The following is a 15,321-nucleotide window of genomic DNA, read 5'->3' on the forward strand; positions in this document are numbered from 1 at the left end:
GCGCCCCCGCGGAGCGGTCCGTCGGCGACGGTGAAATGCTCGACAAGGATGCTTATCTATCCGGTCCGTTGGTCTTTTCGGATTGGCAGCGCTGAACGCATGAGCAAACTACGCCGTCTGACGCTTCTGGCCGTGCCGGTTCTGTGCCTGGCGGCTTCCGGCTGCGGCGCGGCGCGCGCCGTCGCAACCACCGGCGAGACGTTCGACAGGTTCGGCTGCCTGGCGCGTGACTTCAAGGACGAGCCCCCGTGTGAGCCTGCTCCCGCGCGAACGGTTTCCCCCTGAGGCGCAGACTCGCGCAGACACGGCCCGGACCCGTCCTATCTCCGCTACGCTTGCCTTTTCGAGAGACAGCACCGTCGCAATGCCGTGACCAATGATCCGGCGCAAGGTCAAAGCCGCCGCCGCGCCATAAGATGCGCCTGAGCGCGCGGCGGCGGCCCCGACGCCCGGTGGGGGGTGAGGAGGGCGCCGGCAGCGATCTTGCATCAATGCGGTCGCAGACGACAGCAGGGGAAAACGGAAGCAACCATTGCAGCACGCGGGTGGCAAGTCTGCCCAGGGGCAAACCTGCCGCTGCGCTTTTTGGATGGGTCCCCCCTACGCCACGGCGAACAGGCTGCCGCCGAAGTCTTCGGCCTGCCCGGAGGCCTGGACGATGGCGGCGAAGTCGTTGACCGCCTCGCCATAGGGGCCAAGGTCGGACCTGACCGCCTCGTAGAGCATCGAACCCAGCATGACGATCTTGGCGGCATCGTCGAGATCGACGCCGGGTCCCGCCACGCGCTCCATCGCCACCTGCTCGAAGAAGCTCTCGGCGTTCAGGAAGAAGGCCAGCGCCACCGCCGGGTCGCTGCCGGCGGCAACGTGCGCGCCGCTGGTCACGATCGCGGCGAACGCCTTCTGCACCGCCGCCTCGTAGCTGAGATCGCCGTATTCGGCGGCGAACCAGGCGATGCCGTCGGGGTTGCCGGTGGCCAGGTTGGCGGCGAAGTTCAGGTAGAGGTTTTCGAGGTTGAAGCCGGCATAGTAGGGGTCGTTGAGGTCGGTCGGGTTGGTCTGCGACAGCACCAGGAACTCGAAGCCGCCTTCGGTCGGCAGCGCTCCCATGAACAGCTGCCAGGTGGCGGCGACCAGCGCCACGTCGTCGATTTCGAGCGACCAGTCCGGCTGGCCGACGAGCGAGCCGATGGTGACCGGGGCGGCGCTGCCGAACTGCAAGAGCTCGATGCCCGACAGGATGTCGGTTCCGTCGTCGCCGTCGGCCGGATCGATGTCGACGATCTCGACCGTGCCGTCGGCCAGCCTGGTCAGCTGGTAGCCGGCAAGGTCGCCGGCGAAGAAGGCGGTGTCCAGGCCGCGGCCGCCGTTGAGCAAATCGTTGCCGCCGCGGCCCTCCAGAACATCGTCGCCACCCAAACCGTTGAGGATGTCGTCGGCCGATGCGCCGACAAGCCGGTCGTTGCCGGACGTGCCGGCGGTCGTGCCGCCGTCGTCGGCGCCGACGATGGTGACGACGATCAGCTGCGGCGTGCCGTCGGCCGCGGTGACGACAAAGCGGTCGGTGAGGGTCTCGCCGGCGGCCAGCCCGTCGACCTTCGGATGAGCGTTGTCGAGCGTGTAGGTCCAGGTCCCGCCCGCGGTCATCTCGAAGGCGCCGTAGCCGAAGATCGAGCGGGTGCCGGCGGCGATCGGCGCAAAGCCGGCGGCCGGGTTGTCGGGATCGGCGGCCGTCAGGCTGCCGGTCGCCGTCGGCGTGCCGGGATCGCCGGCCGCCGCCTCGACCACCTGGCCGGTGACCGCGCCGCCGATGACGGTGTCGTCACTGACCGGGGCGACGGCAAAACCCTGCGTGGCGGGCAGGACGCCGCCATTGCCGTCGATGACGTCATAGGTGAGGTTGACCGCGCCGTTGAAGTTGGCCGGCAGGGCGATGGTGAAGGTGTTGTCGCCATTGTCGGTCACCGTGCCGACGCTGCTCGCCAGGTTGGCGATCGAGAGCGCATCGCCGTCGGGATCGGAGAAGCCGAGAAGCAGGTCGGCGACCGACACGACATAGGGCGTGTCCTCCGTGCCGTTCGCCAGCACCGTGGTCGGCGCGCCGGTCGGTGCGTCTTCGACCGGCGTGATGTTGACCGTGATCTGGGCGACGCCTGTCGCAAGGCCTCCTCCTCCCTGCGCTCCCTGGTTGCCGTCGGCGAAGGCGTATTCCAGGACCACGCTCGCCGGCGGGGCGTCGCTGCTGTTGGTGTAGCTCACCGACCGGATGATCGCATCCACAAGCGCCGAGGTGGCAGGCGCCTCCTGGCTGGTGAAATTGATCGTCAGCACCCCGCCTGTCGACGTGAAGGTGGCGACGGTTTGGCCGTTCCCGTCATCGATTGCGCCGCCGGTCACGCTGAAACCAGGACCCGACACCAGCGAGAACTGATCGTCCGCGCTGGCCCCTCCCTGGCGCGATACCGTCAGCGAGGCGCCGGCATAGTCGCCGCTGCCGCCATTGGCAGCGTCAAGTTCCGGATCGGAAACGGTGATATCGGCGTCCAGAACGACGGGCGCCGCCTGCTCCACAGTGGTGACAGCCGGACCCACATTGGCGAAGACCGGCGTGTCGTTGGTGGCAGTGATTGCCACGTCGACAAGGTGGCTGACCGTGCCGTCGGCAGCGCCTGAACCGTCGTTGAAGGCGACCAAAAGCTGAACGCCGCCGGGCGGCGTGTCGCTGGTGTTGGCGTAGGTGATCGATCGCAGGACCGAATTGACCACCTGACTGGTGGCTAACGCCGGCGAACTGGTGAAGTGGATCGTCAGGACGCCGCCGGCATTGGTGATGGTGCCAAAGTCGTTATCGCCGTCGGTCAGGATACCGCCATTGTCGAAGAACGCGCCCGACAGCGACAGCACGTCCTCGGGAGTGCCGCCGCCCTGGAGCGTGATGGTGAGAGTGGCGCCGCCATAGTCGCCATTGCTGTCCGCCATCGGATCGAGGTCGACATCCGAAATGGTGGCGTCGGCGGCCACCCGCACGGCGTCTGCATCCTCGACAAAGGACACCGGAGCAAGCCCGGCGAGGACCGGCGCGTCGTTGACCGGTGTGATGTTGACCGTGATCTGGGCAGTGCCGGTCTGTGAGCCGCCCGAACCTTGCTGCCCCTGGTTGCCGTCGGCGAAGGCGTATTCCAGGACCACGCTGGCCGGCGGGGCGTCGCTGGTGTTCTGGTAGGTGATGTGTCGCAGGACCGCATCGACGAAGGGCTGGAACACATTCGTATCCTGCCCTGCGAAGGTGACGGTCAGCACGCCGCCCGAGATCGAATAGGTGGCGAAGTCGCCGCGTCCGTTCAACGCGGTGATGACGCCGTTCGCTGCGAGATAGTCGGCGGCCGGCAGGTCGAAGCCGAAAGAATCGTCGGCGTTGGCCCCGCCTTCGCGCATCAGCGTCAGCGTCGAGCCGCGGTAGTTGGAGGCTGCCGCCAGTTCGGAATCGAACACGCTGATGTTGCTGTCGAGCAGCACCCACGTCTGCTCGACAGCGGTTACGGCCGGCCCGACGCCGGAAAACACCGGCGCGTCGTTGACGGCGTCGACGCGGACACCGACGGTAGAGCCGACACTGTTGAGGGGGGTGACGGCGGCATTGCCGGTGGCATCGGCGATAGAACCGCCATTGGCGTCGATCGCCGCGCCGACCGATATGCCGGTCATGTCCTGTTGCCCGGCGGCGACGGTGTAGCGGAAGACCAGCGCGCCTGTGCCCGAGCCGCTGAGATAATCTGCGTAGACCGTGCCGCCCGTGTCGAGCGTGATGGCGATGCGCGGCGTGCCGGAACTGGTGTCGACGGTGACCGCCTCGCTGAAATTGACAGTGAAGTCGAGGTTCTGGCCGGCGACATAGGTGGCGCTCGCAGGCACTCCGACGGAGGTCACGGCCGGCGCCACGGTGTCGACGACGATATTGCTCTGCCCCCCGATCGAGTTCGCGCCGCCGGGCGCCGGCAGCGTCAGTACGGCGTCCCGGCCGGAGTCGGCGCTTTGTATCGTCGCGCCGTTCAGCGCCAGCGCGCTTGCCGACTGATAGTCGAGATCGGCTGAAACATCGCCTGACAGGACCGTGTAGGTGAAGGTCAGCGTGTCGGTACCCGAGCCACCGGAATAGGTCGCCACGCGGTCGGTCGCGCCGGTTTCGAGAAGGAGCGTTGGCGTCCCATTGACCGTCACGATCTGATCGAAGGTCATCGTGAGGGTAATGGTGTCGCCTGCCTTGTAGCCGCCGTCCGGTGAGGTCGCCTGGACGGAAACCACCTCGGGACCGACCTGATTGACCGTGATGTCGATCGTGTCGGTGTCGGTCAGGGCGGCGCCGCCGGTCATGCCAAGATCGTCGGTGGTGATCTCGATGGAGGCCGCACCTACATGGTCGGCAGTCGGGGTGAAGGTCAGTCCGTTCAGCGCCGCGTTGATGTCGGCGACCGTCCCCTGGAACTTCATCATGCCGTCGCCGGTACCGTCGCCGGCGCTGAACGTCAGCCCCGCTACGCCACTCAGTGACAGGACGCCGTTCGTCGCGGTCAGCGTGACTTCAACCGATCCGCTCCCGGCGTCGACGTCCGAAATCGAGATCAGGTTGAGGTTGCCGCTGCTGAACACCAGGCCGACGTCCTTGTCGGTGTCCTGGGCCGTCGGCACGGTGTTCACCGGCGCATCGTTGACGGCGGAGACGTCAAGCGTCACGGTCGTGGAAGCGGTCAGCGAAGAACCCGTGCCCGTATTGCCCCCATCGTCTATCGTCACCGTCAGGGTCACATCGGCGGTGGCGTTGGCAGCGGTGGTGAAGGACACGCCGCCCGCCGCGACAAAGGCGTTGATGTTGGCAATCGAACCCGTCAATGTCAGCGCACTCCCGGTGCCGCCGACGGTGACGCCGCCGCCTGACGTCGCCGCCAAGGCGCCGCTGGGCACGGAGAACGTGGCGGTTACGGCGCCCGACCCGGCATCCACGTCGGCGAACGAGATTCCGCTCAACGCCTTCGCGACGTCCTCGTCAACGGCTATGGTGGTGGGCGCGGTGATGGTCGGCGCGTCGTTGACGGCGCTCACCTGCAGCGGGACAGTCGCGCTGTCTGTCTGAGTGCCGCCGGAGCCGGTATTGCCGCCATCGTCGATCGAAACGGTCAACGTGACCTCGCCGGTCGCGTTGGCGGCGGTCGTGAACGCGAGGTTGCTGGCCGCGATGAAGGCGTTGATGTTGGCGATCGAGCCCGTCAGCGTCAGAGCCGAGGCGGTGCCGCCGACGGTGACGCCGCCGCCGCTGGTCGCGGAAAGCGAGCCGGACGGCACGGACAGGGTCACGGTGACGTTGGCACTGCCCGCGTCCACATCCGAAAAGCTGATGCCGGTGACCGCGCTCGCCACGTCTTCCGTGACGGAGATGTTACCGGGCACCGTCACCACCGGCGCGTCGTTCACTGCGGCAACCACGACGGTCACCGTCTGGGCGGCGGAGGTTCCGCCAGCGCCGTCGCTGAGGGTGACCTGTACGCTCCGGGTGGCGGTGCCGGGGTCGAGGCCGTCAGCGTTGGCATAGGTCAGCGCGCGCACCAGTTCCTGCACCCGGGCTGGCGTTGCCGCGGAATTCAGGGACACGACCAGGGCATTGCCGCTGATGCCATTGGCGGTGATGGTGCCGACTTGCTCGCCTGAGACGGAAACCACGCTCCCGACGGTCATCCCCGCAGATAGCGACACCCACGCAGCGAAGCCGAGAACGTCTTCGGAAGCGTTCCCGTTTGCGACGATCGAGACGGTGAGCGCGCCGCCGCTGAAATTGGCCGAATCGCCGTCCGTGACGGTCGCGTTGGACCCCGCATCGAGGAGAACTGCAGGGCCGTTCTCGGTGAAAGCGACGCTGTCGCCGCTGAGATTTGCAATGATCGGCGGCAAGGCGCTCGTTCCCGTAATGAAGCTGAACTGGGTGGCATCGGTGATGCCGGCATGAATGGCGCCATCCATATCGACGAAGGCGCCGGCCTCAATGCGCACGCCGTAGTACGTGCTGGCGGCGAGATCGGCTGGCGGGTCGATCGTCCAGGTTGTGCCGGAACCCGTCACTTGGGCCGAGGTGACGGCTATTGTCTGGACGGCCACATTGTCGGAGAGGCGAACGATGTAGATATTCCCACTCCCCTTCGTCACCGCCTCGTCGAAGGTGACGACGAGATTGGCCGTGGGGGACACGTTGGTCGCGTCGTCGGCCGGGGTGGTGGAGACGATGACAGGCGGTGAGCCGTCGCCGCCCGAATCGCTGCCCTGGATCCAGACACCGAGCCCACCGGCCGGATCGCGATCGAGGATGTCGAGGTCGCCGTCATTGTCGTAGTCGACGACGAACAAGTTGGTCAGTTGCTGTCCGGCAAAATCGAAGCCTGCGAAAGGCGTGCCGGCGGCATTGGCATTGGTGAGGGTCGTAAAGGAGCTGCCGTCGTTTCGGATGTAGCCGAATCCGACGCCGGCGGTGTTGCCTGCCTGATAGAGGATATCGATGTCACCGTCGCTGTCGAAGTCGCCGAACTGCATGCGGCCTTCGGCGACCCCCGCATTGATAAGGCCAAGTGGGTCGGCAACGCGAGTGAAGGCGCCATTGTCGTTGCGCCAGGCGCCAATCGTGTTCGCGCCCCCGCCGGTGTTGTCGCGATCGAGGATGTCGAGATCACCGTCACCGTCGTAGTCCACGACGTAGAGCGAAAGCGTGGTCATGAGCTGACCACTGAAATCGGCTGTCGCGAACGGCGTTCCGGCAGTGTTTGCGTTAGCGACATTCGTGAACGAGCCGCTTCCGTTGTTCTGCAGATATCCGAAGCCGCTGCCTGGCGTGTTGCCTGCCTGGTACAGGAAGTCGACGTCGCCATCACTGTCGAAGTCTCCGGCGATCATGCGTCCTTCGCCGGACCCGCCATTGATCTGTCCCAGCGGATCTGCGGCCAGCGTGAATGCGCCGTTGTCGTTCCGCCATGCAGCCAGTCCGCCGGCTGGGTCGCGATCGATGATGTCGACGTCGCCGTCATTGTCGTAGTCCACGACAAAGAGGCTGTTCAGTTGCTGCCCGGAGAAATTGAAGGTGACGAATGGCGTCCCGGCGGAGTTGGCATTCGTGTAATTGAAGAAAGTGCCGTCGCCGTTGTTCCGAAAGTATCCGAAGCCGGAGCCCGCCGTATTGCCGGACTGATAAAGAACATCGATGTTGCCGTCTCCGTCGAAGTCGCCAAACACCATTCGGCCTTCGCCGGATCCGCTGTTTATTTGACCCAGCGGGTCGGCTCCCTCCGTGAACTTGACCGCGAGAAGCCCCGGATAGGCAGCGAGCGCGGCGGGTGGCGCAAAGAGATGGATTTCACCGTGCTGCGTGCGGACATCAAGGTCCCAGCACCCGCCCAGCTCCGCCGAGCCCACTTTGGAACTGGAGGCGGCGACATTCGCACCCGTCGCCGCCGCAAACCGGTCGATGAAGCTGCGGCCTGCCGCGTCGGCCCCCGTCTCGCAACCATAGAGCAGGATGTCGGCTCCCGGGGCCAGCGCCTCGCCGATCGATGCGAGTTCCTTCGCGCTCTCGTCCAATGCAGGTCCGTCGATGACACGGCCGCCGAGCAGGATCGCGCCCGGCTGCCCGTGCGAGAGCACGTGCATTGCTTCGTAGCCGGCCTTGCCCATTGCCCAGCCGGCAATCCGGCCAAGCCCTTCGGTCCCGGGCTCGAGGCGCACGATCTCTGCGCTCTCCGACACTGACGAAAGGAGCGCGTCGACATCAGCCAACGCGCCATCGACGATGACGACGGTCTTCATGATCGTGCAGTGCCCCCCACCCAGATGTGCAAGTAATTGCCCAAGCACTACCGGGACACGGATTGTGTGTCGAGTAAACGCGAGCGGAAATGCAATCGGTGCGCGAATCTTGCGTCGCTGTGTTGCGTCAGCGCCGCATCCGGCCGCGACCGAATTTCTTCGAACAAGGTTAGCCTCCCGTTAATGTATGTCCCGCAAAGTGCCGCCCCGGAGGAAGCGCTCTTCAATGAGGGGGCGTTCGCGGGGTGACGACGGAATGTCTGAGGGGACTGTCTCGGAAGGGAGGCGGCGCGGCGCCGCGCCTGAGGAACCGGGCGCTGGCGGCGGCGGCGATCCCGACGATCTCATAGAACTCGGCCGCGGCCGGCCGCTGGGCGGCGAGGCAAGCTCTCCGTCCAGCGACATGCAACGTGTGCTCGACGCGATGTCCATTGGCGTGGTGCTGCTCGATTCGGAGCTCAACGCGGAGATCATCAACAAGACCTTCCACGATATCTGGTCCCTGCAGCCGGACCAGCTCGAGGTCGGCGCGCCTTTCCGCGCGCTGATGGACATCAACCGGTGCAATGGCTTCTACGACGTAGAGGACGGCGGCTGGGAGGACTATGTCGCCTGGCGGCTCGACGAGATCCGTGCCGGCGACGTGCAGCCTCGCGAGTTCCATCGCGCCGACGGCCGCACCCTCATCTACTCGGTGACGACGCTCTCGGGCGGCAAGCGGCTCGTGTGCTACTACGACGTCAGCGAGATCAAGCGCCGCGAGGCCGAGGCGGAGCAGGCGCACAGCCAACTCGCCAGCGTGCTGGACTCGCTGCCGGCGGGCGTTCTCATCCATGACCGGGACGACCGCTTCGTCTATGCCAATGAACGGCTCAGGGCGTTCCTCCCCGAACTCGAGCCGGTCTGGAAACCGACGAAGACCTTCCGCGATGCGGCCGAGCTCGGCCACAGCATGGGCTTCTTCCGCAGCAGCGGCGACGCCGCGGTCGACGCGCTCTACGACACAGACCGTGACGCATGGATCGCAGCCTTCATGGCGCGGCATCGCGAGCCGCACGTGACCTTCGAGCGTCGCAATCCGGACGGCCGCTGGTTCCAGGTGACGGATGCGTGGACCAGCGACGGCATCTTCGTCGGGGTGCGCGTCGACATCACCGAGCTGAAGGAGAGGGAAGAACAACTGCGCGCGTCGATGCGCGAGAACGAGGTGTTCCGCAGCCTCATCGACAACCTGCCTGTCGCCATCTACGCCAAGAAGCCGGATCTTTCGACCTTCTACGTCAACAAGACGTGGTCGGATCTCACCGGTGTTCCCGCCGAGTTCGCGATCGGCAGGAACGATGTCGATTTCTTCGGAGCGGAAGGCGAGGTGCTGGCGGCGGCCGACCTGGAAATCCTCGCAACCAGAGAGATGCGGGAGATCGAGGAGACGCTGACCTCGCCGGATGGCTCGGTTCGGCGCCAGCTCGCCCGCAAAAGCACCTTCACCGCATCGGACGGATCGCTCTATCTCGGCGGGTCGACCATAGACATCACCGACCAGAAGCAGCGCGAGCAGGAGCTGCACGACGCGCGCCAGCGCGCCGTGGTGGCCGATCGCGCCAAGTCCGAGTTCCTCGCCAACATGAGCCATGAGATTCGCACGCCGATGAACGGCGTGCTCGGCATGGCCGAGCTGCTCTCGAAATCGGAGCTCACGTCCAAGCAGCGCACCTTCACCGACATCATCGTCAAGTCGGGCAACGCGCTGCTGACCATCATCAACGACATTCTCGACTTCTCGAAGATCGACGCCGGCCAGCTGACGCTCGACCCGGGACCCTTCAACCTCGCCGAGGCGGTCGAGGATGTCGCCACCCTGCTGTCGACCCGGGCGAAGGAGAAGGATCTCGAACTGATCGTACGCGTCCAGCAGGGGCTGCGGGAGGAGTTCGTCGGCGATGTCGGGCGGCTGCGGCAGATCATCACCAACATGGTCGGCAATGCGGTGAAGTTCACCGAGGCGGGGCATGTGCTGATAGACGTCAGCGGCGAGGGCGACTCCCAGACAACGAAGCTGAAGTTCAGCATCACCGATACCGGCATCGGCATACCGCCCGACAAGCTGGAACTGGTCTTCGACAAGTTCAGCCAGGTGGACGCTTCCTCGACCCGTCGTCACGAGGGCACCGGGCTCGGCCTCGCCATCACCTCGCGCCTGGTGCAGTTGATGGGCGGCGAGATCGGCGTAGAGAGCCAGGTGGGGGAGGGCTCGACCTTCTGGTTCACCGTCGAGCTGCCCAACTCGGCAGCCAAGGCGCGCCGGGTCGTGATGCCCATCGACGTGACCGGGGCGCGGGTGCTGGTGGTCGACGACAATGCAGCAAACCGCACGATCCTCTCCGAGCAGATGCGGTCCTGGACCTTCGATTCCTGCGCCGCCGAAAGCGGGCCGGAGGCGATCCAGGTGCTCAAGGCGGTTTCGGGCATGGGCATGGCGGTCGACTGCGTCGTGCTCGACTTCCAGATGCCGGGCATGAACGGCGCCCAGGTGGCGCGCATGATCCGTCAGACTCCCGAATTTGCGGACACGCCCATCGTCATGCTGACGTCCGTCGATCACTCGCAGGCGAACTATCGCGACTTGATGATCGAGGCGCATATCGTCAAGCCGGCGCGCTCGTCGGAATTGCTGGAATCGCTTGTCTCAGCGATACAGAAGCGCCACGCAAAGCAGCGCGGAATCGAGCCTGTGCCGCGGGCGGCGCGGGGTTCGGCGGCGTTGCCCCATGCCGCAGCAAGCCCCGTCCATACCGAGACGCGGTTCGGCGCGGGGCGCGATGCCGAAAAGACAGGCGGGCGCCTCGACATCCTTGTCGCCGAGGACAACGAGGTCAACCAGCTGGTCTTCACGCAGATCCTGCAGGAAACGCCGCACCGGTTCGAGATCGTGCCCAACGGCAGGCTTGCGGTCGAAGCCGCGAAAAAATTCAAGCCGCGCATGATCCTCATGGACATCTCGATGCCGGAAATGAACGGGCTCGAGGCAACCGCCGCAATCCGTGAAGCGGAGGCGGTGACGGGAGACCATGTCCCGATCGTCGGCGTGACGGCGCATGCGCTGAAGGGCGACCGTGAGCGTTGCATCGACGCCGGCATGGACGACTACCTCGCCAAGCCCATCAGCCCCAAGGCGTTGCTCGACAAGATCGCCCGCTGGATCGAGGGGGTCGCCCTGGAGGTTCGATCCGGCTGAGCAAGGGGCAGCGATGTTCGGGCATCGCATAGTGTCACTCCCTGCATGATGAAGATCGGGGCGTCGCAGCATCCGGTCGCCCGCTCACGCGGCCGGAAAAAGAGACACAAATCTGTCATCCAACTGTTACAGAAGGACGTTAGAGCCTGCCCCGGACGCCAAGGATGGCGCCACGAGATACTTCCGAACAGGAGCAGGCCACATGAAGAAGTTCCTCCTCTCGGCGTCAGCCGCGGTCATCGCGGTTGCCGCATCGGCCGGTTACGCGGCCGCCCGCGACCAGGTCCAGATCGCCGGTTCCTCGACCGTCCTTCCCTACGCCAAGATCGTGGCGGAGACGTTCGGCGAGACGTTCACCAACTTCAAGACGCCGGTCGTCGAATCCGGCGGCAGCGGCGCCGGCATCAAGGAATTCTGCAAGGGCGTCGGCGAGAACACCATCGACATCGCCAACTCCTCCCGCAAGATGAAGGAGCAGGAACTGCAGTCCTGCGTCGACGCGGGCGTCAAGGAGATCGAGGAAGTCAAGCTCGGCTATGACGGCATCGTCTTCGCCACCGACGCAGCCGGTCCCGACTGGGCGCTGACGGCGGAAGACGTCTACAAGGCGCTGGCCGCCAAGGTCGTCGTCGACGGCAAGCTGGTCGACAACCCGAACACCAAGTGGAACCAGGTCAACCCGAACCTGCCCGAGTGGGATATCGTCGCCTACATCCCCGGCGAGAAGCACGGCACCCGCGAAGTCTTCGAGGAGAAGCTGCTGATCGCCGGCTGCGAGGCCCTGGGCGGCCCCGAGGCTGCCAAGGCCGACGGCCTGGACGAGAAGGCCGCCGCCAACGCCTGCAAGGCGGTGCGCAAGGACGGCAAGGCGGTTGATATCGACGGCGACTATTCCGAGACGCTCGCCCGCATCGACAGCAACAAGACCGGCGTCGGCGTGTTCGGCCTCTCCTTCTACGAGAACAATGCCGACAAGCTGAAGGTCGCCACCATCGGCGGCATCTCGCCGTCGACCGAAACCATCGCGTCGGGCGAGTATCCGGTGTCGCGCCCGCTCTATTTCTACGTGAAGAAGGCGCACCTCGGCGTCGTTCCGGGCCTCAAGGAGTATGTCGAGTTCTTCCTCGACGACCAGATGGTCGGCCCGGAGAGCCCGCTGGCCGACTACGGCCTCGTGCCGGCCCCGGATCCCGAGCGCCAGGAGCAGCGCGACAACTTCGCCGCCGGCAAGACGATGTAATCAGCGGAAGGCGGGCTGCCAACGCGCGGCCCGCCTTCCCCTTCGCTTGCATACCTCCGAGCCGTCGACCTTGCGCAGACGTCGCCCGGCCACGGGTCTTTTCGCAGGGACAAAGATTTCCGGTGAACGTGTGGAATAAGGCGTTGCCTTCTCCGTTCTGTCTGAGGAAAGAGCCCGACAGGGTCAATTGGGGCGGGTTCGCCTCGCAACGTATCGCGGCTAAGGTGCCTTGATGTCGCCACTGCTCACATCGCTCATCGTGCTTGCGGTTGCCTTCGCCGCCTTCCTGGTCGCACGGACCAGGGCGGCTGCGCATGAAGGCGGCGAGATCAAGCCGCATTCGCGTGCGCCCTATCACGGGTGGTGGGCGTTCCTCCTCAGCGGACTCCCCGCCTTCGCCTTCCTCGCCCTGTGGTCGATCGGCTCCTCGATCTATGTCGAGCGCAGCATCCACACGGCGTTGCCGTCCCACGTCGCCGAATCCGGCGCCAGCGAGACGCTGGCCGTCAGCCTGGTCAGGGGATTGTCGCGGGGCCTCGACCGGCTCGACACGGCTGATCTCGAGCGACTGCCCTCGACCTTTGCGGAGCTGCGGCCAATCCTCGCCGAAAAGGGCGTCGCGCTGGCGCCCGACACGCAGGACTACATGATCCCGATCGCGGTTGAAACGAACCGCAGCATCGACAGATTTGGCCTCATCGGCACGGTAGTCGCGATCTTCCTTGCGCTGGCAGGCGCGGTCATCGGCGTGCGCCAGGTGGCGCCGCGGGCGCGGGCGCGCAACTCCGTCGAGAACCTGATGCTCTGGGGTCTGCTCGGCGCTTCCACCATCGCCATCGTCACCACCATCGGCATCGTCCTGTCGATGCTGTTCCAGACCATCCAGTTCTTCGAGAGCGTGTCGCTCTCCAACTTCTTCTTCGGCACGGTGTGGGATCCGCGCTTCGCAGCGGCCGGATCGGGCGGTTCCGAGGGGCAGTTCGGCCTCATCCCGCTGCTGGCCGGCACGCTCTACATCGCGCTGGTCGCCTTGCTTGTGGCGGTGCCGATCGGCCTGATGTCGGCGGTCTACATGGCCGAGTATGCGACGCCCAGGGTGCGCGCCGTCGTCAAGCCGGCGCTCGAACTCCTGGCCGGCATCCCCACCATCGTCTACGGCATCTTCGCGCTGGTCACGCTCGGGCCGTTCCTGCGCGACCTCAGTGCGGCGCTCGCAGGCGGCTCGCCGTTCATCCAGGCCCAGTCGATATTCACCGCCGGTCTCGTCATGGGCGTCATGCTCATCCCGGTCGTCTCGTCGCTCTCCGACGACATCATCACCGCCGTGCCGCGGGCGCTGCGCGACGGCTCGTTGGGCCTGGGCGCGACCCGCTCCGAGACGATCAAGCGGGTCATCCTGCCGGCGGCGCTGCCGGGCATCGTCGGCGCTATCCTGCTCACCGCCTCGCGCGCCATCGGCGAAACCATGATCGTCGTGCTCGCGGCCGGCGTCGCCGCCAACCTTACGCTCAACCCGTTCGAGGCGATGACGACGATCACCGTCAAGATCGTCAACCAGCTCACCGGCGACCTCGAGTTCAACTCGCCGCAGACGCTGGTCGCCTTCGCGCTGGGCATCACCCTGTTCTTCGTCACGCTGGTGATGAACATCGTCGCGCTCTACATCGTCCGCAAGTACCGGGAGCAGTACGAATGACCGACGTCTCGCTCGGATCGCTCGCCCCAACCGCCGCGCGCCCACGCCGCGACATCGGCATCAAGCGCCGCTACGCCGCCGAGCGCCGCTTCCGCCTCTACGGCGTGCTGGCCGCCTCGGTGGGCCTCGTCTTCCTGGCGATCATGCTTGTCTCGATCATCGCGAAGGGCCACACCGCCTTCTGGCAGACGACGGTTAGCCTTCCGATCTCCTTCGATGAAAAGGTCATCGACCCGTCGGGCAAGCGCGCCTCGGATCCGGATGTGCTGATACGGGCGAACTATCCCAAACTCGCCGAGAACGCGCTGATCGAGGCGCTGGGGATCGATCCCAAGGACAAGGCTGCGATCCGCAAACTGAAAGGCTTCCTGTCGGACGGCGTGCGCGTCCAGCTGCGCAACATCGTCGTCGCGGATCCGTCCGTCATCGGCACCACCCGCAACGTCGACCTGCTCGCCGCCGCCAACATCGATTCGGCCTACAAGGGCCAGATCGACCTCACCGTCGACGAGAAGCGCCGCAAGGTTTCCGACCAGCAGGTTGAGTGGATGAACCGGCTCAAGGCCGAAGGCGCGATGGCCGAGCGCTTCAACACCGGACTGTTCACCTTCGGCGCCTCCAGCCGGCCCGAGACCTCGGGCGTGGGAGTGGCAATCATCGGCTCACTCTATATGATGGGGATCGTGCTTCTGCTGGCGCTGCCGATCGGTGTCGCCGCGTCGATCTACCTCGAGGAATTCGCCAAGAAGTCCCGGCTGACCGACCTCATCGAGGTCAACATCAACAACCTCGCTGCCGTGCCGTCGATCGTCTTCGGTCTGCTGGGTCTCGCCGTGTTCGTCAATTTCCTTGGCATGCCGCGCTCTGCGTCGCTGGTCGGCGGCCTGGTGCTGACGCTGATGACGCTGCCCACCATCATCATCGCCACGCGCGCAGCACTTGCCGCCGTGCCGCCGTCGATCCGATCGGCCGCACTCGGCCTCGGCGCCTCGAAGATGCAGATGGTGTTCCATCACGTGCTGCCGCTGGCGCTGCCCGGCATCCTGACCGGCACCATCATCGGGCTGGCCCGCGCATTGGGCGAGACGGCGCCGCTGCTGCTCATCGGCATGGTGGCCTTCGTCGCCGACTATCCGACGACGCCGCTCGATCCGGCGACCGCACTGCCGGTGCAGATCTACATGTGGGCCAACGAGGCGGAGCGCGCCTTCGTGGAGCGCATGTCTGGCGCCATCATCATCCTGCTCGTCTTCCTCATGGCGATGAACATCACCGCCATCGTCCTGAGACGGAAGTTCGAGCGCCGCTGGTAAG

Annotated in this window: 6 protein-coding genes; 5 read left to right on the forward strand and 1 reads right to left on the reverse strand. The window is 65.7% G+C overall.

The genetic code is table 11. The features are described 5' to 3' along the window. Positions 1–99: 99 nt before the first annotated feature. Positions 100–285 (forward strand): hypothetical protein, encoded by a 186-nt coding sequence (locus PD284_RS07575; RefSeq protein ID WP_274627602.1) that lies wholly within the window; start codon positions 100–102, stop codon positions 283–285. A 315-nt stretch (positions 286–600) separates the two neighbouring features. Here the strand turns inward: PD284_RS07575 and PD284_RS07580 are convergent, their stop codons facing one another. Continuing rightward, positions 601–7,836, reverse strand: a complete 7,236-nt coding sequence (locus tag PD284_RS07580; protein ID WP_274627603.1) for a DUF4347 domain-containing protein — start codon at positions 7,834–7,836, stop codon at positions 601–603. 256 nt (positions 7,837–8,092) lie between these two features. Between PD284_RS07580 and PD284_RS07585 the strand changes: the two genes are divergently transcribed. The 4 genes from PD284_RS07585 (at position 8,093) to pstA (ending at position 15,320) form a co-directional block, all read left to right on the forward strand. Further along, the gene (locus tag PD284_RS07585) at positions 8,093–11,071 is read left to right on the forward strand and encodes a response regulator (protein WP_274627604.1); all 2,979 of its coding nucleotides are present in this window, start codon (positions 8,093–8,095) and stop codon (positions 11,069–11,071) included. Positions 11,072–11,273: 202 nt separating this feature from the next. Then, entirely contained in the window at positions 11,274–12,311 is a 1,038-nt protein-coding gene (locus PD284_RS07590; protein ID WP_274627605.1) for a PstS family phosphate ABC transporter substrate-binding protein, read from the forward strand. A 232-nt stretch (positions 12,312–12,543) separates the two neighbouring features. Further along, on the forward strand, positions 12,544–14,007 hold the full coding sequence (gene pstC, locus PD284_RS07595) for a phosphate ABC transporter permease subunit PstC (RefSeq protein WP_274627606.1): 1,464 nt from the start codon (positions 12,544–12,546) through the stop codon (positions 14,005–14,007). Next, complete coding sequence (gene pstA / locus PD284_RS07600) at positions 14,004–15,320, forward strand: phosphate ABC transporter permease PstA (RefSeq protein ID WP_274627607.1); 1,317 nt, start codon at positions 14,004–14,006, stop codon at positions 15,318–15,320. Before pstC ends, pstA begins: the two co-directional genes overlap by 4 nt. Position 15,321: the final 1 nt, after the last annotated feature.

The sequence above is a fragment of the Mesorhizobium shangrilense genome, from assembly GCF_028826155.1.
Lineage (GTDB): Bacteria > Pseudomonadota > Alphaproteobacteria > Rhizobiales > Rhizobiaceae > Arvimicrobium > Arvimicrobium flavum.